The 21,079-nt window shown below is 62.3% G+C and carries 20 protein-coding genes; 4 read left to right on the plus strand and 16 right to left on the minus strand.

All coding sequences use genetic code 11. From position 1 onward, the window contains the following. Positions 1-9 precede the first annotated feature (9 nt). Positions 10-2,016 carry a penicillin-binding protein 2 gene (gene mrdA, locus ABI_RS09015; protein ID WP_040308741.1) on the plus strand — a complete coding sequence of 669 codons (2,007 nt, stop codon included), beginning with the start codon at positions 10-12 and terminating at the stop codon, positions 2,014-2,016. A gap of 8 nt (positions 2,017-2,024) precedes the next feature. Next, a complete protein-coding gene (gene rodA / locus ABI_RS09020) occupies positions 2,025-3,191 on the plus strand; it encodes a rod shape-determining protein RodA (RefSeq protein WP_006272620.1) in 1,167 nt (388 codons plus the stop codon). Positions 3,192-3,321: 130 nt separating this feature from the next. Here the strand turns inward: rodA and pip are convergent, their stop codons facing one another. Further along, the gene (gene pip, locus ABI_RS09025) at positions 3,322-4,326 is read right to left on the minus strand and encodes a prolyl aminopeptidase (protein ID WP_006272621.1); all 1,005 of its coding nucleotides are present in this window, start codon (positions 4,324-4,326) and stop codon (positions 3,322-3,324) included. Between the two features lie 50 nt (positions 4,327-4,376). Between pip and ABI_RS09030 the strand changes: the two genes are divergently transcribed. Next, positions 4,377-5,579: an MFS transporter gene (locus ABI_RS09030; protein WP_006272622.1), complete on the plus strand. Its 1,203-nt coding sequence runs from the start codon at positions 4,377-4,379 to the stop codon at positions 5,577-5,579. Positions 5,580-5,981: 402 nt separating this feature from the next. On the opposite strand, the gene ABI_RS09035 is transcribed toward ABI_RS09030, so the two are convergent. The 5 genes from ABI_RS09035 to ABI_RS09055 all read right to left on the minus strand — a co-directional run bounded on the left by ABI_RS09035 (position 5,982) and on the right by ABI_RS09055 (position 11,188). Then, positions 5,982-6,461, minus strand: coding sequence for a hypothetical protein (locus tag ABI_RS09035; protein ID WP_040308742.1), 480 nt, complete (start codon positions 6,459-6,461; stop codon positions 5,982-5,984). Between the two features lie 17 nt (positions 6,462-6,478). After that, positions 6,479-7,456, minus strand: coding sequence for an N-acetyl-D-Glu racemase DgcA (gene dgcA / locus ABI_RS09040; protein WP_006272624.1), 978 nt, complete (start codon positions 7,454-7,456; stop codon positions 6,479-6,481). Then, positions 7,456-10,146, minus strand: coding sequence for a coiled-coil domain-containing protein (locus ABI_RS09045; protein WP_006272625.1), 2,691 nt, complete (start codon positions 10,144-10,146; stop codon positions 7,456-7,458). Before ABI_RS09045 ends, dgcA begins: the two co-directional genes overlap by 1 nt. A gap of 162 nt (positions 10,147-10,308) precedes the next feature. Further along, positions 10,309-10,545, minus strand: coding sequence for a hypothetical protein (locus ABI_RS09050; protein ID WP_006272626.1), 237 nt, complete (start codon positions 10,543-10,545; stop codon positions 10,309-10,311). A 130-nt stretch (positions 10,546-10,675) separates the two neighbouring features. Continuing rightward, on the minus strand, positions 10,676-11,188 hold the full coding sequence (locus ABI_RS09055; RefSeq protein ID WP_006272627.1) for a DUF805 domain-containing protein: 513 nt from the start codon (positions 11,186-11,188) through the stop codon (positions 10,676-10,678). Positions 11,189-11,546: 358 nt separating this feature from the next. On the opposite strand from ABI_RS09055, the gene ABI_RS09060 reads away from it, so the two are divergent. Beyond that, positions 11,547-12,560: a cupin-like domain-containing protein gene (locus ABI_RS09060; protein WP_006272628.1), complete on the plus strand. Its 1,014-nt coding sequence runs from the start codon at positions 11,547-11,549 to the stop codon at positions 12,558-12,560. Here ABI_RS09060 and ABI_RS09065 read toward each other — a convergent pair. The 10 genes from ABI_RS09065 to ABI_RS09110 form a co-directional block, all read right to left on the minus strand. After that, positions 12,557-13,057: a DUF805 domain-containing protein gene (locus tag ABI_RS09065; RefSeq protein ID WP_040308743.1), complete on the minus strand. Its 501-nt coding sequence runs from the start codon at positions 13,055-13,057 to the stop codon at positions 12,557-12,559. The genes ABI_RS09060 and ABI_RS09065 overlap by 4 nt on opposite strands. 19 nt (positions 13,058-13,076) lie before the next feature. After that, on the minus strand, positions 13,077-13,721 hold the full coding sequence (gene hisIE / locus ABI_RS09070) for a bifunctional phosphoribosyl-AMP cyclohydrolase/phosphoribosyl-ATP diphosphatase HisIE (RefSeq protein WP_006272630.1): 645 nt from the start codon (positions 13,719-13,721) through the stop codon (positions 13,077-13,079). 2 nt (positions 13,722-13,723) lie between these two features. Continuing rightward, a complete protein-coding gene (gene hisF, locus ABI_RS09075) occupies positions 13,724-14,551 on the minus strand; it encodes an imidazole glycerol phosphate synthase subunit HisF (protein WP_006272631.1) in 828 nt (275 codons plus the stop codon). A 72-nt stretch (positions 14,552-14,623) separates the two neighbouring features. Beyond that, on the minus strand, positions 14,624-15,355 hold the full coding sequence (gene hisA, locus ABI_RS09080) for a 1-(5-phosphoribosyl)-5-[(5-phosphoribosylamino)methylideneamino]imidazole-4-carboxamide isomerase (RefSeq protein WP_006272632.1): 732 nt from the start codon (positions 15,353-15,355) through the stop codon (positions 14,624-14,626). Further along, positions 15,352-15,939, minus strand: coding sequence for an imidazole glycerol phosphate synthase subunit HisH (hisH, locus tag ABI_RS09085; protein WP_006272633.1), 588 nt, complete (start codon positions 15,937-15,939; stop codon positions 15,352-15,354). The genes hisA and hisH overlap by 4 nt, the downstream gene beginning before the upstream one ends. After that, the gene (hisB, locus tag ABI_RS09090; protein WP_006272634.1) at positions 15,936-17,411 is read right to left on the minus strand and encodes an imidazoleglycerol-phosphate dehydratase HisB; all 1,476 of its coding nucleotides are present in this window, start codon (positions 17,409-17,411) and stop codon (positions 15,936-15,938) included. Before hisB ends, hisH begins: the two co-directional genes overlap by 4 nt. Positions 17,412-17,413: 2 nt before the next feature. Then, positions 17,414-18,712 carry a histidinol dehydrogenase gene (gene hisD / locus ABI_RS09095; protein WP_006272635.1) on the minus strand — a complete coding sequence of 433 codons (1,299 nt, stop codon included), beginning with the start codon at positions 18,710-18,712 and terminating at the stop codon, positions 17,414-17,416. Beyond that, complete coding sequence (gene hisG / locus ABI_RS09100) at positions 18,712-19,590, minus strand: ATP phosphoribosyltransferase (protein ID WP_006272636.1); 879 nt, start codon at positions 19,588-19,590, stop codon at positions 18,712-18,714. Before hisG ends, hisD begins: the two co-directional genes overlap by 1 nt. Before the next feature lie 2 nt (positions 19,591-19,592). Further along, positions 19,593-19,904: a YerC/YecD family TrpR-related protein gene (locus tag ABI_RS09105; protein ID WP_006272637.1), complete on the minus strand. Its 312-nt coding sequence runs from the start codon at positions 19,902-19,904 to the stop codon at positions 19,593-19,595. Between the two features lie 390 nt (positions 19,905-20,294). After that, entirely contained in the window at positions 20,295-20,990 is a 696-nt protein-coding gene (locus ABI_RS09110) for a TPM domain-containing protein (protein ID WP_006272638.1), read from the minus strand. Between the last annotated feature and the right edge of the window lie 89 nt (positions 20,991-21,079).

Here is a 21,079-nt window from a genome sequence, read left to right on the forward strand (position 1 = left end):
CGCGCGGTCATGGCGGAAATGTCGATCGTCTTCAACGATATCAACAAGAGCCAGGGGGTGTTCACCCGGCGTGCCTTCCTGATGGGCGGCCTGGTGGCGTTTGGCCTGTTTGCTCTGGGTGGACGGCTGGCGCAGCTGCAGATCCTGCAGGGCGGCAAGTACACCAAGATGTCGGCGGGCAACCAGTTTAATTTCCGGGTCATCCCGCCGCCGCGCGGCGATATCCTCGACCGTAATGGCAAGATGATCGCCGGTAACCGGCCGTCCTTTCGCGTGATGATCGAGACCAATGAGGTCAAGGATATCAACTCGACCCTGGATCAGGTCTCCTACATCCTGCCCCAGACGGTCGCCATGCGTCGCCGCATCCTGCGCGATATCAACCAGAACAAGCGGTCGGTCCCGACCCTGATCGCCGGCGATCTGAGCTGGGAGGACTTCTCCAAGGTCAGCCTGTACGCTGCCGACATACCGGGCGTCGTCGCCGACATGGATCAGTTGCGGGCCTATTATCACGGCGGCGCCTTCAGCCATGTCGTCGGCTACGTCTCCAAGATCAATGCCACCGACATGAAGATCGAGGAGATCAAGCCGGACGCCGACATCAATCTGCTGCACCATCCCAGCTTCCGGATGGGCAAGCAGGGCATCGAAAAGTCCTACGACAACATCCTGCGCGGCACGGCCGGTGGCAGCAAGATGGAGGTCGACGCCGGCGGCAAGGTGGTTGGCGAAGACGGCGATGGTTCGATCCCGCCCAAGCCCGGCACCGACGTCACCCTGACGCTGGATCTCGATATCCAAAACCGCGCTATGGAGGCCTTCGGCACCGATTCCGGCTCGGCTGTGATGATGAACATCCACACCGGCGAAGTCATCTGCATGGTGTCGGCGCCCAGTTTCGACCCCAACCTGTTCGTGTCCGGGATTCCGACCAAGGCCTACCGCCTGCTGGCCGACTATGAGCGCAAGCCGCTGCTCGACAAGTCAGTGGGCTCGACCTTTGCGCCGGGTTCGACCTTCAAGATGGCGACCGCCCTGGCCATTCTGGATGCGGGTATCGATCCTGAGGAACAGGTCTTCTGCCGCGGCGGCTACCAGTCGGGGAACCGTTTCTTCCGCTGTCACGGCGTCCATGGCTCGGTCAATATGCGCAACGCGCACAAGTTCTCGTGCGATACCTATTTCTACGCCATGTGTAACCGCGCCGGCGTCGACCGCATCGCCAAGTTTTCGCGCAAGCTGGGGCTGGGTCAAGCATTCGAAGGGTTCGAAATCGCCGGCCAAAAGAAGGGCCTGATCCCGGACGAACAATGGAAACGTGAGTGGTTCAATGGCTCGAGCCGGGCCCGCCACCTGGATCCCAAATGGCACCCCGGTGAAACTCTGTCGGTCGCCATCGGTCAGGGCTATGTCAACGTCTCGCCGTTGCAGTTGGCCGTCTATGCCGCCCGCATCGCCAACGGCATGAAGGCGGTCGAACCGCACCTGGTGCGCAAGGTCGGTGACAAGGTCATCGACCACACCCGCGAATATGCCGATCTCGGTATTCCCAAGGCGCACCTGGACATTGTGCGCGGCGGCATGTGGGCCGTTTCCAACGAACCGGGCGGTACCGGCCGGACCAATTCTCAGCTCGACCTTGGGCCCAATATCCAGATTTCCGGCAAGACCGGCACCGCTCAGGTGCGTGGCTACGACAAGGCCGGGACACGCAAGGCGGCCGAGTGGAAGAACAAGGACCACGGCCTGTTCGTCTGTTTCGGCCCGTCGGATGCGCCCAAATATGCCTGTGCCGTCGTGGTGGAACACGGTGTCGCCGGCGGCCGTTTCGCCGCACCCAAGGCACGTGAGATCATGCGCCTGGCCATGATCAAGGATCCCGAAATCCAAAAACGTATCGTCGGTCCCGTCAGCACTGCGCTCGACAAGGCGGCACTGGAGCGCGGCGAAGCGGCCGGCGCCAGCGATATGCCCAATGAAGGCCTACCGGCCGAAACCCCGCCGGGGGATTAGAGAGTACAATGGTCCAGAGCGCCCTTTCACGCCCCGGTCAGCGGGAACGTTACGACAGCAAGATCGGCCAGATCGACTGGGTTTTCGTCGCCCTGCTGATCATGCTGGCCGGCATCGGCGCGCTGATCCAGTATAGTGTCGGCGGGATGAGCTGGGAGCCGTGGGCCTATACCCAACTGCGCAACTTTGCCCTGTTCCTGGCCATGGCGTTGATCCTTGCCGTGGTCGACCTGCGTTTTTGGCTGTGGATGGCCTATCCGGCCTACGCTGTGTCGCTGATCCTGCTGGTTCTGGTTGAGCTGATCGGGGACACCCGCATGGGTGCCCAGCGCTGGCTGGAGTTCGGGCCGGTGTCGTTCCAGCCGTCGGAGTTCATGAAATTGGCCATCGTTCTGGCGCTGGCGCGGTTCTACCACGAACGCAGGCCCGAGGACGCCAACTGGTCGTGGTGGCTGCTGGTGCCGGCGCTGATGATCGCGGTGCCGTCGGGCCTGGTCATGCACCAGCCGGACCTGGGCACGGCCATGTTGATCCTGCTAACCGGCGGGGGGGTGATGATCCTTGCGGGGTTGAACTGGAAGGCTATTGCCGCGGCGGCCGCAGGCGCGGTGGCTTCGATCCCGCTGGCCTTCTTCTTTGTGCTGCACGAGTACCAGCGCAACCGCATCCTGACCTTCCTCAATCCGGAAGGCGATCCGTCGGGCGATGGTTATCACATCCTGCAGTCCAAGATCGCCATGGGCTCGGGTGGGCTGCTGGGCAAGGGGCTGGGCCTGGGGTCGCAGTCGCAGCTTAACTTCCTTCCGGAAAAGCACACCGACTTCATCATGGCGGCGGTGTGCGAAGAACTGGGTTTGGTCGGTGGTGCCATGGTGCTGCTGCTCAGCGGCCTGATTATCATCATGGCCCTGCGCATGGCGGCCTTGTCACACTCGCACTTCGGCCGTCTGGCAGCGTCGGGCGCTATCGCCACCTATGCCTGTTATGTCCTGATCAACGGCGCCATGGTGATGGGGCTGTTCCCCGTGGTGGGGATTCCGATGCCGCTCGTGTCCTATGGCGGCTCGGTCATGCTGACGGTGATGGCCGGCTTCGGGCTGATCCTGGGCGTGAAGGTGCACCGATATCAGGAACTGCCGAAGCAGTCGTCTATGCTTGCCAACCTGATGGAGTAAGGGAAAATCCCCATCCTTGGGCCTTTGGGGGCGTCGGCGGCGCTTGCCACCTGTCACTGACCTCAAGGCTGCGAATTTTCCTTGCGCGAAACTTTGGTGCGGTTGGCACCAAGGTTCAGAAAGCGGAAACTTACGTCCCCAGCGCTACCAACGCCTCATCTGCAGCCGCCACCAGGCCTTCCAGGATACCCTGGTCGCTGGACGAGTGGCCAGCCTTCTTGACCAGGTTGAACTTCGCTTCCGGCCAGGCCTGATGCAGTTCCCACGCCGTCGTCATCGGCGTCACCACGTCGTACCGCCCTTGGACGATCCACGCCGGAACATCCTTTAACGTGCGGATATTCTCCAGCACCCAGTTGTCGGTCTCGAAGAAGCCGCCGTTCTTGAAGTACCAGCTCTCGATACGGGCAAAGGCCAGGGCGAATTCGGGGTCGGAGAATTTCGATGCCGCCTCGGACGGGCCTTCGATCGACAGGGTATCGCCCTCCCAACCGCTCCAGGCGAGGGCGCAGCGCGTCGCCAAAGCCCGGTCGGCACCGTTCAAACGCCGGACATAGGCGTTCAGCATGTCGCCGCGTTCGTCCGCCGGGATCGGCGCGATGAATTTCTGCCAGATGTCGGGAAAGAGGTGCGACGCTCCCGCCTGATAGAACCAGTCCAGCTCGGATTTGCGCACCAGGAAGATGCCGCGCAGGATCAGCGCCGACACCCGGTCGGTATGTTTCAAGGCATAGGCCAGCGACAGGGTCGATCCCCATGAGCCACCAAACACCACCCACTTGTCGATGCCCAGCTTTTCGCGCAGGCGCTCGATATCGGCGACCAGGTGCCAGGTGGTGTTGTCGTCCAGCGAGATGTCCTGCGAGGCATGCGGCGTCGACTTGCCGCAACCGCGCTGGTCCAGCATGATGATGCGATAGCCGTCGGGATTGAAGTAGCAGCGCAGGTTTGGTGAGGTGCCGCCACCCGGGCCGCCATGCAGAACCACTACGGGAAGGCCGGCAGGATTGCCGCTTTGTTCGTAATAGATACGGTGCTTGCCTTCCGTCGCCATATGACCGCTGTCGAACGGCTCGATATCGGGATAGAGGCCGCGCGGCGCGGACCTGGGCTTGGAATTGGCAGAATCGGTCATGAGCTCTAAGAGAGGAGGGCGGTACGTTCCGGTAACACTCTAAAGCCCAAATGGCGCAGCCCACAACCTTTTTCACGATCCAGACGCGGCAGGCGCTGTTTTACGTTCTGCTGTTTTCGATGACGGGCGCCAATCTGCCCTTCATGCCGGTGTGGCTCGATCACCATGGCATGACGGGGGAGCAGATTGGTATGATCCTGGCTGTGCCATTGCTGTTGCGCGCTGTTTCCGGACCGGTCAGCGGTCTGTGGGCCGACCGGTTTACGCTGTATCGCACGCCGATGATGGGGCTGGCCGCGGTCGCCGCCCTGTTCTACGCCCTGATGGCGCTGTCGGAGGTGTACGGGCCGTGGCGGTTCGCCGCTTTTCTGATCCTGTACACGTGCGCCTATACATGTTCGACCAGCCTGTCGCCGATGCTCGATTCCATGACGTGGCAATTGTCGCGCAGCCAGGGCTTCAACTACGCGGTGCCTCGCGCGATCGGCTCGTTTGCCTTCGTGGCCGCCGAGGTTCTGCTGGGGCTGTTGCTGGTCTGGGCGTCGCCGGAGCTGATCCTGTGGTGGGTGGTGGCGTCGGTGGCCATCATGGCGGTGTCGGGCCGCTTCATCCTGCCGCCTGAGCCGCGCCAGGACCTGCGCCATCTGCAGGGCACCGAGTCAGGCTGGCAGAGGCTGCGGGTGCTGCTGGGCAACCGTGGCCTGTTCTGGCTGCTGCTGGCGGTGGGCTGCCTTCAGGCGTCGCACAGCTTCTACTATGCCTTTTCGACCCTGATCTGGAAAGGTAGCGGCCTGTCGACGGCGACTTGCGGTTATCTGTGGGCGGTGGGCGTGGTGGGGGAGATTGCCTTCATGATGTTCGGCGATCGTTTTCGTCGCCGGGTCGGGCCGTGGCGGATGCTGATCCTGGCGGCTGTTCTGGCGGTGGCGCGTTGGGGCGTGATGGCGTTCGGACCGCCGCTATGGCTGTTGTGGCCGTTGCAACTGCTGCATATTTTCAGCTTTGCCGCGGTGTATTTTGCCGGATTGGAACTGATCTACCGCCTGACGCCGAAGGGCTATGAGGGCCTGGCGCAAACCGTGAATGCGGCCTATGCGAACGGGGTGATGATGGGGATAGGTACTATGGCGTCAGGGGCGGTGTTCGCGGCCTTTGGCGTCGGTGGCTATGGTCTGATGGCGGGTCTGGCCGGCATCGGGCTGCTCAGCGCGTCGTGGCTGTATCTGAAACGCGAGCGATTTGTGGTGCCGTAAATTCGGATGAGCGCGCTGAAGCGAAGCAAGATTTACCACGGAAGGCACCGAAACGCCGCTGCGCGGCGACACGGAAAGACACGGAATTCCGGTAGCTGAATCTCCGGCGCGAAGCGCCTTTAAAAATTATGCAGACGGGTTCCGATCTCGCGCGTTAACACGACCGGCATTGCACCGGAACCTCGGCAAGACTTTAGTCCACAGATAAGACAGATGAACACAGATGGACGGTGTTAACGCGGAACTTTCTACAAGACGTAAAACGAATTGAGGCGCTTCGCGCGGGAGACGGCTTAACCGGAATTCGGTGTCTTTCCGTGTCGTCGCGCAGCGGCGTTTCAGTGCCTTCCGTGGTTCCCTCTTAAAGTACTTGGCCCCACACCCTGACTTTGGCGGCCGAGCCTAGAACATGCCCGCAATCATCGCCCAGCCTTTGTCCGCAACAACAGAAAGTTCGTGGCGGATAACTGCGAATTTTTCCAGGATTATAGCGGGCATACACTCAAAAGACCTGGGATCGAATTCAGGACGAATCCTATCAATCGCCGCCACAAGCGCGTCCGACGTGACATGGCTGTAAGCTTCGGCCATGATGCGCAGAACTTCTGCTGAATAAAAGTACTGGATCCCCATACCGGCTTCCGCCACGGGTTGCGAACCGTGAACAATCGTGCCTAACGCGACGAGTTCGGGGTTTCCTTCCGCAAGAACCTCAAGCACGCGATGCATCTCGTAATTGTCCTCGCGCCATAAATCAAAATCCGGCTGAGAGCGAATGCAATCTATATCACCTACGTCGCTTTCATCGTCATTTAGCATGGCTACGACTTTGGCTTGATCGGCTGGATCGAAAGCCAAGGCAAGATGTGCGGTCTGTCCCAAGATTCCCCCTTAACTCGTCAGCCCCACAAAGCCGGCTTCGGTGGGTGCAGCACCGAACCCGTGATCTCCAGCCCGTTCTCGCGGTCCTGGGCCAGTAGCAACGGCCCGTCCAGGTCGACGAAGTCCACGCCTTGCGCCACGATCATGGCCGGCGCCATGCTCAACGAGGTCGCGACCATGCAGCCGACCATGACGCCCATGCCGGCTTCCTTCGCTCGTTCTTTCAAGGCCAGCGCTTCGGTCAGCCCGCCGGTCTTGTCGAGCTTGATATTGGCCACCGCATACAGCCGAGACACTCGGTCCAACTCGCCGCGCGTATGCAGGCTTTCATCGGCGCACAGAGGGACAGGGCACTCATAGTTCAGAAGCTGCTCGTCTTCCGATGCCTTCAAAGGCTGTTCGATCAGCTTGACGCCCAGACGTTTCAGTTCCGGCGCTACCCGCTGCAGGTCGTCGAACGACAGGCCCTCATTGCCATCAACGATCAGCCGGGCATTGGGCGCATTGCGGCGTACAGCCGCGACCCGGTCGATGTCGTCAGCGCCACCGATCTTCAGCTTCAACAGCGGCCTTCGGGCATTGGCCTTGGCCTGCTGTCCCATGGCTTCCGGGGTGTCGAGGCTTAGGGTATAGGCTGTCTTCAGCGGGTCGAGTCGGCGCAGACCAGCCGTCTTCCACGCCGGGATGCCGGTCTTCTTGGCGTTCAAATCCCACAGAGCGCAGTCGATGGCGTTGCGCGCCGCACCGGCCGGCAGGATGTTGTAAAGCTCGCCGAAGGTCAGCGAGGTTTCGATACGATGCCGCGCGCCTTCCAGTTGTTCCAGGCAGGTTTCCAGGCTTTCGCCATAGCGGGCATAGGGCACGGCCTCGCCGCGTCCGATCTGATCACCACCATGCAGTTCGACATAGATGACCTTAGCTTCGGTCTTCGAGCCACGTGCGATGGTAAAGGTCCCGGCAATGGGAAAGGTTTCGTCGCGTACAATAAGCCGCATCAGATCAGGTCACTGATCGCCGCGTCCAGCAGCAGGTAGGCGCGGCCGGGTTCGGTCGCCAGCACATCATTCAACGCGCGCGACGGCTCCTTGGTCATCAGCGCCATATTGATCTGCTGGTCATAATAGGTCGCGAAATCATTCGCCTGTTGACGCAGGTTGGCATCGGTCAGCAACCGCCGGCTCAGGCGGCGGATTGCGGCCGGGGCAACACGGCGGACGACCATGCGCGCGCCCTCATTGTCCTCGGCCATGATGGCGGAGATGGTTTCTTCGATGCGCGAACGCGACAGCAGGGCGGCGGCGTCGACACCCATGGAAGCGACCTCATTGATCATGATGTCATCAAGGCTGTCGAATTCCGGATCATGCGGCGGCTGCGGCGCCAACGGTGCCGGTTCATAGGTCTGGACCGAGGCTTCGGCGCGGCTTTCGGTGGTGCTGTCCATGCCGTTCAGCAGGTCGCGCCACGACCAGCCGTCGACGCCGGCCTTGTTGGCGGACAAGGGAAGTCCCTGCGGTTGCGCGGTCGGTTGGGGCGCCGGCCGCGGCGCAGTCCTTGCTGTGTCCTGGGGCTGCGGGCCAGGGGAGGGACGCGTTTCGCTAATCGGCGACAATCGTAGCCGCTGGGCCGCTTGCCCCACCGGCGTCGGCGGTGTCTGGCGCAGGACGGGGGCTGGCTGAGGCGCTACCGGCGGTTCGGCGGGTCGTCGGGCCGGCAGGTTGCGACCATAGTCACGGTCGCGCACCTGGGTGTCGACAGTGTTCTGCGGCAGGGGCTGTTCCCCCGAAATCACGCCCATCAGACGGACGGCCTCGTTCAGCATGTCGTAATTGCGCTTGACCCTGTCCTGGAAAGCCTGATCGACGGCTTCGGTCTCAACGGCCGCGCGCTTGGCGGCGGCGGTCATGGCCGAGATACCGTCCTCGACGGCACGCCGGATTTCGTCCAGCCGGTCGCGCGCCATGATCGGCAGTTGGTCGGCCGAATTGGTCAATTCGTTCAAGGCCGCGGCGACCTCGGTAATGGCCTCGCGGGCGTGGGAGAAGCTCTGGTCCAGCTTCTCGGCCGTCTGGTCGCCTGCCTCGGCGATGAGTTCGGCCGAGTTCTCGATCAGTCGGCGGGCGGCATTGAAGCGCGTGTCGAAAACCTCATCGGCCTTCTTGCTGGCTTCGAAAATGGTCTCGTTGAGCCGGTCGACGCGCGACTGGGCGGTCTGGGCGGCCTGGTCGGCAGCCTTGCGCGCTTCGGTTGCCGACGAGGTCAACTGATCCAGGGCGCGGCGGGTTTCCGAGACCAGGTCGTCGCGGGCGTCGGCGGCCATGATCGAAATGTTGGACAAGGTGGCGTGAATCCGCGTTTCGAACGCTGTACGCTCGTTTTCGGCGGCGCCCATCACGGCGCGGAAGTTCTCCTGGGCCGTCAGCACGATGTCGCGCAGGACGTCGATGCCGCGAGCCGAGGTCTCGCCCAGGTCGACCGTGGCGACACGAGTGATCGACAGTGCCTCGGTCAGTTGGGCGCGCTGGTTTTCGATATGGACGGCGAAGTCTTCCTGATCGGCGCGCAGCGACAGGGCAGCCGAGACCAGGCCGGCACGCTGCTGCGACAGGCCTTCCTCGACGCTGCGGATCTGGTCGGCGACGCCGGAGCCGGCGGTTTCCAGGCGCTGGGTCTGGCGATCCAGGTCTTCGGAGATGCGGCGGGCGGTGTCGGAGACATCGGAGGCTGCCCCCATCATGTCGGAAGCGGTCGAGGCCAGGGAGGCCTCGGCTTCGCGCAGCTGGGTCTGGGCCAGGTCGGAGGCGTCGGCGACCATGCGCGCCTGACGATCGACGGCCTCGATGATGCCGCTGGACTGGGCGCCCAGCGACTGGCTCATCAGGTTGACGGCGTCGCGCTCATGCTCCAGCGACCGGGTGATGCTGGCCGTGGCGGCGCGGGCGATCTGGGCGGCGTCCTGCAGCCGGTCGGTTTCGCTTTTCAGGCGGGCGCTGAGTTCGGCGATGTCGGCATGGGCCAGGCGGACGGCGCGGACGGCGTGGTCAACCTGGTTGCGCAGGGCATCGACCAGGTCGGTCGTCTGCGAGGCGGCCGAAGCGGCGGGCGCCAGCATGGCGTCGGCAAGGGCGGCCGTGCGCTGGGTTTGGCGCGACAGGGCGGCGGCGTTGCGCAGGGCAAAGGCCGAGGCGAAGATCAGTCCGACCGGGAACAGGGCCAGGAATCCCAGTATGGCCAGGCGCACCGGCACTGAGGCAAAGGCGCTGAGCGAGCCTTCTGCGCCCAGGACGAAGGCGGCCAGGCCACAGGCCCACAAAAGGCTTACGAAGGCGGTCGCGCCCCAGAAGATGAAGGGCGAGGCGCCCGTGGCCTTCATTACGCCTTCGGGCTGAACCTTCAGGGTCGACAGGTCGCGGCGAACGGGCTCGTCGTCCGGCTTCTTGGCTGCGGGGCGTGCCGGCGGGGTGGGCTCGGGCGGTGGAGTCAGCCGGGCGATGGTTTCGGGAATGTCGAAATCGCTGGTTTCGGCGACCGGTGCCTCCGGCGCGGCGTCTAACGGAGCTTCCAGGATATCTTCAGCGCCATCCGCGGTTTCGATGGCGTCCTCGCTGACAAGCTCTCCGCGCGGCGTGCGGCGGCGGATGCCCTTCGGTTCGGTCAGGTTCAGCGGGGGGCGGCGTGATTTCATTAAAGTATCCTGTGGCCCGACTCAGGTCTGCGTCAACGGCCTTTGCGCGAAGCGGACAGGGCAGGTTTCTCCCAACGCGGGAAAGCTAGCCGCAAAGGGCTAATTTTGCAAAGGTTTTCGTCAGTTGACGGAGAGGAATCTGGTCCCGACGGCCGGCTGGTTTCAAGGCCGTGCGGCGGTGGTTTTCATGGCGCGAGGCGCCTCGTGGTCGGTCGGCCCAAAGCGATCGTCGTTCTCCGGCATCGGCGCACGGACCCCTTTGGGCTTTTCGACACTGCGCTGGACAGGAGGTGGCTGCCTTTTCGGCTTGTCGGCCCCTTCGCTGGCACCGAAATGCACCAATGCTGCGGACAGAAGTCCGGCAAGGGCAGCGCTCATCATGTCCGACAGGGACGACATGGCAAGGGGTTCCGATCAGGGTCGGAGACGGCAAAGTAGCACGTCCGCCATGATCATGACGCAAATTCGTCACGGTTGCAATTGAGACGGAGGAGAACGGCGGAAAATGACGGCCGTGTGGCGGATATGCCTATTCCGCCGGCCCATAACGGTTATCGACGGGTCTGCCGTCGGCGCTGAGATTGTAGGCGATAAACAGGTTGTAGAGCATCAGGACGATGGCTGCGGTCAGCCCGATACCGTTGAACAGCACCAGTTGGAAAAACGGCGTGATCAGTTCGAAAAGCGCCCCGATAAAACTCCAGAATTCGCCAGCATACATGGCCTTTACCAGGACCCAGGCGCCGAAGCCCAGCACACCAAGCCCTACCAGCAGAACCGGCCAGAGCAGGTAGCCCGGCAGGCCGCGATCGTGCAGCCGGCGGATCGAAAGCTGGGCGGCGCGGTACTGGACGTAAAGGATCACCGCGATGATGATGGCGACAGCGGCGATCGACAGCGGCATGTTGTGCTGGGTGAAGGTCAGGGCAACGACCGAGGCCAGGATGATGCCGAAGACCGTCATCCAGTCCAGCTTGCCGGCGGCGTCCTTGTAGGCGCGGCGGCCGATACGGCCCTGGGTATTCCATGCCAGATTGATCATCGGACCCTCCACAAAACCCCGTTAACCAAGTTTACGCGACGAGGCTGTGGTCTGTACAGAGTTATTCTAATGCGACCTGGACGAGCCGTTCTTCTCCTCCCTACGAAGTGGGGAGGGGCGCAGCGGAGCGGTGGAGGGGTATCTCTCAGTCAGTCGAAAATCAGCTAGGCATTGATTTATTTGCATTTAATAAATTTGCAAAGTCGTCTGACAACCGCGCCTGCCGATGCCCCTCCACCGCTCTGCGGTTCCCCTCCCCATGAAATGGGGAGTAGGGCGCTTGTGACGCCGATTGCGATAACCCTGTAGCGATAGCGGGTATATTGTCCTCGCAAACACAATAGGTTATCGCTGTCCTATGCCCCCTTTTCTTGCCGTTGCCACCCGTTCCGACGTCACCTTGGCTACCTTGGCACAAGCGGTGGCCGACGCCCGCGAACCGGTCGTTTTCAAAGGGGCAGTCCGGGACTGGCCGGCGGTAAAAGCTTCACAGACCTCGGCCGACGCCCTGATCGACTACCTGAAAGCCTGCGACAACGGAACGCCGGCAGCAACTTTTCGGCAACCGACCGGCGACGGCAAATACTTTTACAATTCAACCATTGATGGGTTCACCTTTCAGCGTGGCAATTTGCCAGTCTCGGTGACCCTGGAACGCTTACGAAAAATCCAGAACCAAACCGATGCCGAACACATCTACATTCAGTCGGCGCCGGTCAAGGACCACCTGCCGCGGATGAAGGCCGAAAACCAGTTGCCGGCCGTCGAGGCCGAGCCGCGTATCTGGATCGGGAATACCTCGATCACCCAGATTCATTTCGACCTGTCGGAAAACCTGGTCTGCATGATCGGCGGGGAGAAACGCTTTATCCTGTTTCCGCCTGATCAGTTACCCAATCTGTATTTGGGACCGTTCGAACGGACAGTGTCGAACGTACCGACCTCGATGGCGAGCCTGGAAAATCCGGACTTTGCCACCCATCCGCGCTTTGCCGACGCACTCAGGGCGGCGAGGGTGGCCGACCTTGAGCCGGGCGATGTGCTCTACATCCCCTATATGTGGTGGCACCATGTGGTGTCGTCGGGGGGCTTCAATGTCCAGATGAACTACTGGTGGAACCCGGCGCTCGACATCCAGGCGGCCGGCGGGCAGCCGATGCAGGCTTTGGTCCTGGCCATGCTGGCGGTGCGCGATTTGCCCGAGGACCAGCGTGATGCCTGGAAAGGTATGTTCGACCATTTTGTGTTTCAAAAGAACGGCCCGCCGGCCGACCACCTGCCGCCTGACCGCCGCGGCCTGATGGGGGATATGACGTTCGAACAACGGTTGGGCCTGCGCAAGCACCTGGGCAAGAATCTGGCTGAAGACTAAAACACCGAAGTGTCCGTTTGCGGCGGCTGCAATGGATCAGGACCGTACCTGTTGGGACCCCGCTGACCACGCCGGAAGGTCAGGATCAACCCCATGATCATCGCCGTCACGTTTCCGATGGTACTGAGGCCATTACTAAAATTCCACGCTGTCTCGTACACCGGCGTCACAAGGCTGACGAGATTAAGCACAATATCCACGGGGAGATCAAACAAAGCGACAACGCACCATATCGCCGACCAGCCCAGATCGTGCAAGCGCTTGGCGTATAGGCAGACTAGCGCCCATAAAAACGCAGACATGACGACGACATAGATCATGGTCTGAACAGCGGGATTAGCTGAGAGTCCGTTCCCGGCCATTGCGACCACAGTCCCAAAACCAAGCAGCAATATTGCGGCGATGATCAGGCCGTACACAAAATACTGAAGGCGGCTGATTCGGCCGTTCAACGCCAGCAATGCTGGAATTGTAAGGAAGAATTTTGGTTTCGTCATATCGCCCCCTATTGTTAGATCATCCCTTGTGGCGCTCTCTCAGGATGTCCAGCACGGGGCCAAGACCGGTCTCGCGCGCCATCAACAGTACGCTGAGATGATACAGCAGGTCGGCGGCTTCGTTGTGTAGTTCGTCCAGATCACCGGCGCGGCCGGCCAAGGCCGTTTCCAGCCCTTCTTCGCCAACCTTCTGGGCGATCTTGGCGATCCCCTTGTGCATCAGGCGGGCGGTGTAACTATCGGCTGGTGACACGTGGGCACGCTCAGTGACCACCTTGGCGAGGTGAGCCATGAAGCCGATACCCGGCGCGTTCTCCATGCCGAAGCACGAGGTCGTCTTGGTGTGGCAGGTCGGGCCTTCCGGCCGTGCCAGCACCAGCACGGCATCCTCGTCGCAGTCGGCCAGGACGTGGTCCAGAACCAGCACATCGCCTGAAGTTTCGCCCTTGCGCCACAGCCGGTCTTTCGAACGGGAATAAAACACGACCTGACCACGGGTCAGGGTTTCGCGCAAGGCGTCGGCGTTCATATAGCCGAGCATCAGGACCTGAAGGGTATCGGCATGCTGGACGATAGCCGGCACCAGCCCACCGGACTTGGCGAAGTCGATGCGGGTGATGTCGTCGACGGTGAGGGGATTGGGCAGGGTGTGCTGTTCGGCCATGGTTACAGTCTCACAGCTATCCCGGCCTGACGCAAGTCGCGCTTGAGGTCAGGGATGTGGATGATCTTTTTGTGAAAGACGCTGGCGGCCAGAGCGCCCGACACATCGGCCTGGTCGAACACTTCGACGAAGTGCTCTGTAGACCCGGCGCCGCCTGATGCCACCAGCGGAATGTCCAGCAGGTCGCGCACCAGTCGCAATTGCTTCAGGTCGTAACCCTTGCGCACCCCGTCCTGGTTCATGCAGTTCAGAACGATCTCGCCGGCTCCGCGGTCGCGAGCCTCGACGACCCAATCCAAAGTCCTGCGGCCCGCCTGGCGGATCTTGTCGGGATCGCCGGAATATTGGTGGACGTAATAGTCGACATTTTTGCTTGGCTGCCCCTCCTTATCCGAAAAGTGCTCAACACTTTTCGGGAGGGGCAGCGCCATTTCGCGACTATCAATACCGACCACGACGCATTGCGAACCAGCCATTTCAGCCAGTTCGTTGATCAGGTCGGGCCGTTCCAAAGCTGGCGAGTTGATCGACACCTTGTCGGCGCCGCTGTTCAGGCATTTCACTGCCTGCTCCGCCGAACGAATGCCGCCGGCGACGCAGAACGGAATGTCCAAAGCGCGGGCAATGTCGCGCACCCAGTTGTAGTCGACCGTGCGGCCTTCCGACGAGGCGGTGATGTCGTAGAGCACCAGTTCGTCGGCGCCTTCATCGCGATAGCGCAAAGCCATGTCGACGGCGTCGCCCAGGACTTCGTGTCCGACGAACTGCACGCCCTTGACGACCTTGCCGTCCTTGACGTCGAGACAGGGGATGATGCGTCTAGCCAACATGAGCGCTTTCCAAAAAGTGTGACGCACTTTTTGGATAAAAAAGCGCGTTAAAAACAAAAAATGAATGTCGGCTTAACCGACATTCAAGGCCGCTTTCAGGTCGATCAGACCCTCATAGATCGCCTTGCCGACAATGGCGCCATGCACGCCCAGGGTCTTGAGTTCATACAGGTCCTCGATCGAGCGCACGCCGCCAGAGGCCTGGATGTCCAGGTCCGGACGCTTGCGGCGCAGGGCTGTCATCAGCGCCATGTTCGGGCCCATCAGCATGCCGTCACGCGACACGTCGGTGACCAGGATGCGCTGAGCCGAGCCGACCGGATAGTAGTCCAGAACGTCCCACAGCGAGATGCCCGAGCCTTCGACCCAACCATGCAGGGCGGCGTCGAAATCGCCGTCGGCGGTCGGCAAAACATCCAGTGCCAGGGTGATCCGGTCCTTGCCAAAATCGGCCAGCCAGCCGCGGACCTCTTCCGGGTTCTTGACCGCGGCGGAACCGACGACAACGGCGGAAATGCCTTCGTCGAGCAGGGTCTGGACGTGGGCGCGTGTGCGGACGCCACCGCCGGTCTGGATCTTGGCCAGGGAGGCCTTGGCCAGCCGGCCGATCAGGTCGTGCTGCTGCGGCGAGCCGGCCTTGGCGCCGTCTAGGTCGACGATGTGCACCCACTGGGCGTTTTCGCCGTTGAACAGGCCCAGCCGCTTGAACGGATCGGAGTCGTACTTGGTGACGGCGTCGAAGCGGCCCTGCGACAGGCGCACACATTCACCGTTGATCAGGTCGATAGCGGGGTAAAGGATCATAGTTTCACAAAGTTTTCGAGGATTCTGGCGCCGGTGGAAGAAGACCGTTCGGGGTGGAACTGGCAGCCCCAGACCTGGCCCTTGCGGACCATGGCAGCGAAGGGTTCACCATAGGTCGCGGTCGCCAAGGTGCAATCATTGACCGGACAGACGAAGGAGTGGACGAAATAGGCATAATCGCCATCATTGACGCCCGCCGTTAGCGCATCGTCGCGTGAGACCTCAAGCTGGTTCCAGCCCATGTGCGGCACGACGAAATCCTTCGATGCCTCCATGCGGGTCACCCGGCCGGGGATCAGCCCGAGACATTGAACATCACCTTCGTCGGAACCTTCGAACAGCAGTTGCTGGCCCAGGCATACCCCCAGCAGCGGCACATCAAGACCGCGAATGACGTCGAACAGCCCCAACTCGTGGATACGGTTCATGGCGAAACCCGCAGCGCCGACACCCGGCAGGACGACCTTTTGGGCGGCGGCGATTTCCGCCGCGTCTGACGACAGGTGCGCGTCAACACCCAGCCGTTCCAGGGCAAACAGCACCGATGCCGTGTTGGCGCAGCCCAGTTCAATGACCGTGATCATGCCAGCATGCCTTTGGTGGAGGGGAGGGCGTCGCCTTCGATCCGCGTAGCCTGGCGCAGGGCCCGGCCCAGTGCCTTGTAGCAGGCCTCGGTCTTGTGGTGATCGTTGCCGCCCTCGACCTCGACATGGATCGATGCGCCCAGGGTTTCTGACAGCGAACGGAAGGCGTGGCCGGTCATTTCGGTCTGATAGTCGCCGATGTGTGTCGACTGGAAGTCGCCTTTGAAAACACAGAAGGGCCGGCCGCCAAGGTCGATACTGACCTTGGCCTCGGTCTCGTCCATCGGCAGGACGAAGCCGAACCGCGCCATGCCCATGCGATCGCCCAGGGCCTGTTTCAGTGCCGACCCGAAGGCCAGCATGCAGTCCTCGACCGTGTGGTGGCCGTCGATATGCAGGTCGCCCTCGCAGGCCAGTTGCAGCGAGAAGCCGCCGTGGGTGGCGACCTGGTCCAGCATGTGATCGAAGAAGCCGATGCCGGTCTCGACGTTGACGGGTTTCGGCTGATCGAGATTGACCAAGACTGAGATGCGCGTCTCCTTGGTGTCGCGCGTGACTTCGCCGACGCGGGGTGGCTTGGCGTCGTCGGCGACGTCCAGCGCCTTGAGGATGCGGTTGTTGGTGGCGACATCTCCCAAGGCCAGCAGCAAGCCGGTTGGGGTGACCTGAGGCGACAGCCCCAGGCGCTTCAGGGCGGTCTGGGTGGCGATCAGGTTCTTGGGGCGCAAAAGCAGGAAAGGGCCTTCGTTCAGGTCGAACGATTCCAGTAAATTGGAAGTTTTCAGGCGTTCGCGCAACCGAGCCTGTTCACTGCGGATCAGGTCGATACGGGCTTGTACGGAAAGGGCCCGCGAAGGCGACAGGGCGCTTTCCGCGGCCCGCACTGACGGGGTCGGCAGCGGGTGCGGCTCGCAATACTTCAGCAATCCCTGAAGTGTCTTGGTGTTGGCGATCAGGGCGCCAACTCTGGCGCCGGACATGCCGAACAGGAAGGACATGCTCTTCAGCACGATGACATTGGGCTCGCTGGTCGCCAGTTCGATCAGCGACCCGTCCGAGGCGTCGGCGTAGCTTTCGTCGATGACCAGCAGGGTCGGGAAGATGTCGACCGCCAGGGTGCGGGCGGCGATCAGGTCCAGCGCGTGGCCATCCGACTGACTGGGGTTGTCAATCAGGTAGAAGCCCCCACCGCGTGTCAGGGTACCGGTTTCCAGCGGCTTGCGGATGGTCAGGTTATAAACGCTGCACAGGTCCTCGATATAGTGGTCCTGGCCGGCCCAGACGAACTCATGGCCATGGACGCGCAGGCGGCGCATCAGGATTTCCATGCCGTGCGACGCGCCGCGGGTGACGATCAACTGATGTGGCTCGACACCGTAGAAGGCGGCCATGCGCTCACGCAGGGGCTCGAGCGAGGGCGGGATGGATTCGAGGCCGGCGCCACCTAGAGATGAGAAAGGGGAGTTGAACATCTCTACACTTCCAATCTGAAGTCGGCCGCCAGTGCGTGCGCCTCAAGCCCCTCCAGCCGGGCCAGGCGGGCGGCGGCGGGGGCAATGGCGGCCGCACCTTCGCGCGTGGCCTTCTGCACGACGAAGCTGGTCAGGAAGGACCGCACGGTGATGCCGTCATAGGACCGGGCAGCGCCGTCGGTCGGCAGGACGTGGCTGGGGCCTGCGGCATAGTCGCCGAAGGTTTCGGCGGCATAGGTGCCGGCAAAAATCGTCCCGGCGGCGGTCAGCAGGGGCACGAGGGCGTCGACGTCTTCGATCTGGATGGCCAGGTGCTCCGGACCGTACAGGTTTGAGACTTCGGCAGCTTCCGATGTCCCGGAGACGATGAAGACGCGCGCCTGATCCAGTGACGCCTTGGCGATCGTCGCACGCGGCAGGCGCTCGACCTGAATGGCGACTTCGGCGGCAATGCGTTGCGCGATATCGGCGGACAGGGCGACCAGGATGACCTGAGCGTCGGAGTCGTGTTCGGCCTGGCTGAGCAGGTCGGCGGCGACCAGTTTCACATTGGCGGTGCCGTCGGCGATGACCAGCAATTCCGACGGACCCGCCGGCATGTCGATGGCCAGGCCCGAGATGCGCTCGGTGGCGTACTTCTTGGCTTCGGTGACGTACTTGTTGCCGGGGCCGAACAGCTTGTCGGCGGCGGGGACGCCTTCCAGGATCCCCAGCGCCATGGCGGCGATGCCGTGGGCGCCGCCGACTCTCCAGATGGCGTCCAGTCTCGAGGTCGCCGCGCAGGCGATCATCATCGGGTGGAGGGAGCCGTCTTTGGCCGGGGGCGTGATGCAGACGCGGTTGGGTACGCCTGCCACAGCGGCGGGTACCGCGGTCATAATCAGGGTTGAAAACAGTGGCGCCAGGCCGCCAGGGATATACAGGCCGGCTGTGGTGATCGGGCGATAGAGGCGTTGCAGCGACAATCCCGGTTTCGGGGAAATGACTGGGCCGTCGCCGGGCAGTTCTGCCTGCTGGAAGGCGCGCACGTTCTCGGCGGCCAGTTCCATGGCGGCGAGATCCTCGGGCGACATTTGCGCCCGGGCGGCGTCAACCGTTGCCGCATTAAGCTCCAGGCGGTCGGGGGCATGGCCATCCAGCTTGACGGCCCAGTCGCTCAAACCGTCAAAGCCGCGGGCCTCGATGTCGTCGAAGATGGTGCGCACACGCGCCAGCACCGTCGGATCGCGGCGGTTCTCCGGGCGGGCCAGGGCGGCCTTGCGGCCGGCCCGGTCCAGCTCTTTCCAAATGAATGTCCGCATCACGGCATCATCTTTTCGATCGGCAGGACCAGAATGGCCGAGGCACCGGCGGCTTTCAGGCGGTCCAGGGTTTCCCAGAAGACGCTTTCGTCACAGACGGCATGGATGGCGACCATGGACGGATCGACCAGATTCATGATGGTCGGGCTGCCGGAGCCGGGGATCAGGTTGATGATCTCGTCGAGATGATCGCGCGGCGCGTTCATCATGACGTATTTGGCGCCGGTCGACTTGGTGACGCCGTCGAAGCGGCGCACGACCATGTCGTAGATGTGTGCCAGGTCAGGCTGGGGCGCGTGGGGCGCCTTGATCAGCACGGCTTCGGATTTGAGTACCAGTTCGACCGGCTTGAGGTTGTTGACCTCCAGGGTGGTGCCGGTGGAGACCAGGTCGCAGATGGCGTCGGCAATGTGCATGCGTGGCGCGACTTCGACGCCGCCACGCATTTCGACGATATCGGCGGTGATGCCGTTATCGGACAGCCAGGCTTTCAGGATGTTCGGATAGGAGGTGGCGATGCGCTTGCCGGCGACGCTTTGCGGGCCCTGGTAGTCGAACCCGATCGGTACGGCCAGCTTCAGGGTGCACTTGCCGAAGCCCAGGCGCATTACGATGATCTCCTCCAGGTCCTTGTCCGGGAAGTGCTCCTTCAGAACGTTGTAACCGACGATGCCCAGTTCAGCGACATTGTCGTCGACGAAGGTGGGGATATCGTCGTCGCGTACCCGCAGCAGATCGATTGGATGATTTTCGATCCGGTACAGCAGTTCGTTGGCGCCGCGGATGGCGCGCAGGCCGGCGCCAGTGATCAGCTCCAGTGAGCGTTCGGCCAGGCGGCCCGACTTTTGTACGGCAATGCGGAGGCGGGGTTCGGTCATCTTCAGATCTTCTTATCGGGTTTCATGCGGTCGAGTACCGCGCGGTAGCCCTGGTGGGGCATGTTGTTCAAAAAATTGGCGACGCGGGTGACGGTGGTGGTCGACACGCCGGTCTGGTCGGAAATCTGGCGGTAGGAGAGTTCGCCGTCATCCAGCAGCCAGGCGACCCGGAACCGTTCCGCCAAAGCCCGGATCTCCTGCGGGGTGCACAGGTCGGTCAGGAAGTCCTTGACCTCGTCCTGGCTTTTCAACTGCAGGAAGGCTTGATGGAGGAGGGTGATATCGTCCTTGAGGCTGGGATGGTCGGCTGCCATGCGCGTGTCTCCGGTTGTATCAGCGGGCTGATACGCCAGGCGGCATCCCTGCGCAAGGAAAACTATCCGGTAAGGCCGCCGGAAAACGCCACGGCATGTGTGCAGACGTCGGTCATGACAGCTTTACTCCTCTCCGGGCGGCGTGTCAGCGTGTTATCGTGCTGATACAGTCGGGCGGTGGGGAAGGCAAGAGGATTATTCAAAAATTTTTATCCTCCACCGCTTGCGGGGGAGGTGTCGAGCAAGTGAGGCCCCCTATGGGCCGAAACGCGTCGAGACGGAGGGGGCGTGACAAGCCCCGAGCTTCCGGCTCCCCCTCCGCTTCGACGTGCTGCGCTTTCAGCTTCGCTTGCTCAGCACCTCCCTCGCAAGCGGTGGAGGATAAGCAGCTCATATCTCAATCAGCACGTCGGGCAGTTCGTTGGGATTGTCATCTGTCGGCGGGAAGTGCTGCGCCAAAGCGGCGCCGCAGACGGTGATGGCCTCTTCGAAGCCGCCGGTCGCATCGCCGGCCTTGATGTGCTTCAGCAGGATGGCGACCGTATCGTTCCAGAAGCTCTTGTCGACCTTGTCATAGATGCCACCGTCGGCAATGACCTCGACCACATGCTCTTCAACCGCCAGGAAGATCAGCACGCCGGTGCGGGCCGCGGTCAGGTGCATGCCGCGGGCATAGAACTGTTCCAAAGCCTTTTGATGGACCTTGGCGCGGCGCGTCGCCAGCGGCGTCAGCCACAGTTTCAGCCCTGTAAAGCGGATCACGACGTAGGCGATGGCAAAGACCGCAAGCTGGAAAAAGGCGTAGGTCAGGATGGCTTCCCAGGTCAGCAAGTTGCCGTCGACGCCAATGCTGCGCCAGCCGAGGAGGGAACTCAATATGCCTTCCAGCCAGTCGTGTGGCAGAAGGCCCATGACGGCCAGGACCAGGGGCAGGATCATGGCGGCCGCTGCCGCCCAGCCCAGGGGTGTTTCACCGTAATCCAGCGCCTTGGCTTTGACGACGCAGGTGATTTCGCCGGAGGTGCCGGCTTCTGCCCGGGCAATGGCCGCATTGATGCGGCTGTGGTCGATCTTCAGAGTGCTCATGTCACCAACTCCCGCTCGCACCGCCGCCACCGAACGACCCGCCGCCGCCCGAGAAACCGCCGCCTCCACCGCCGCCGGACCAGCCTCCG

The sequence above is a fragment of the Asticcacaulis biprosthecium C19 genome (assembly GCF_000204015.1).
GTDB classification, from domain to species: Bacteria; Pseudomonadota; Alphaproteobacteria; order Caulobacterales; family Caulobacteraceae; genus Asticcacaulis; species Asticcacaulis biprosthecius.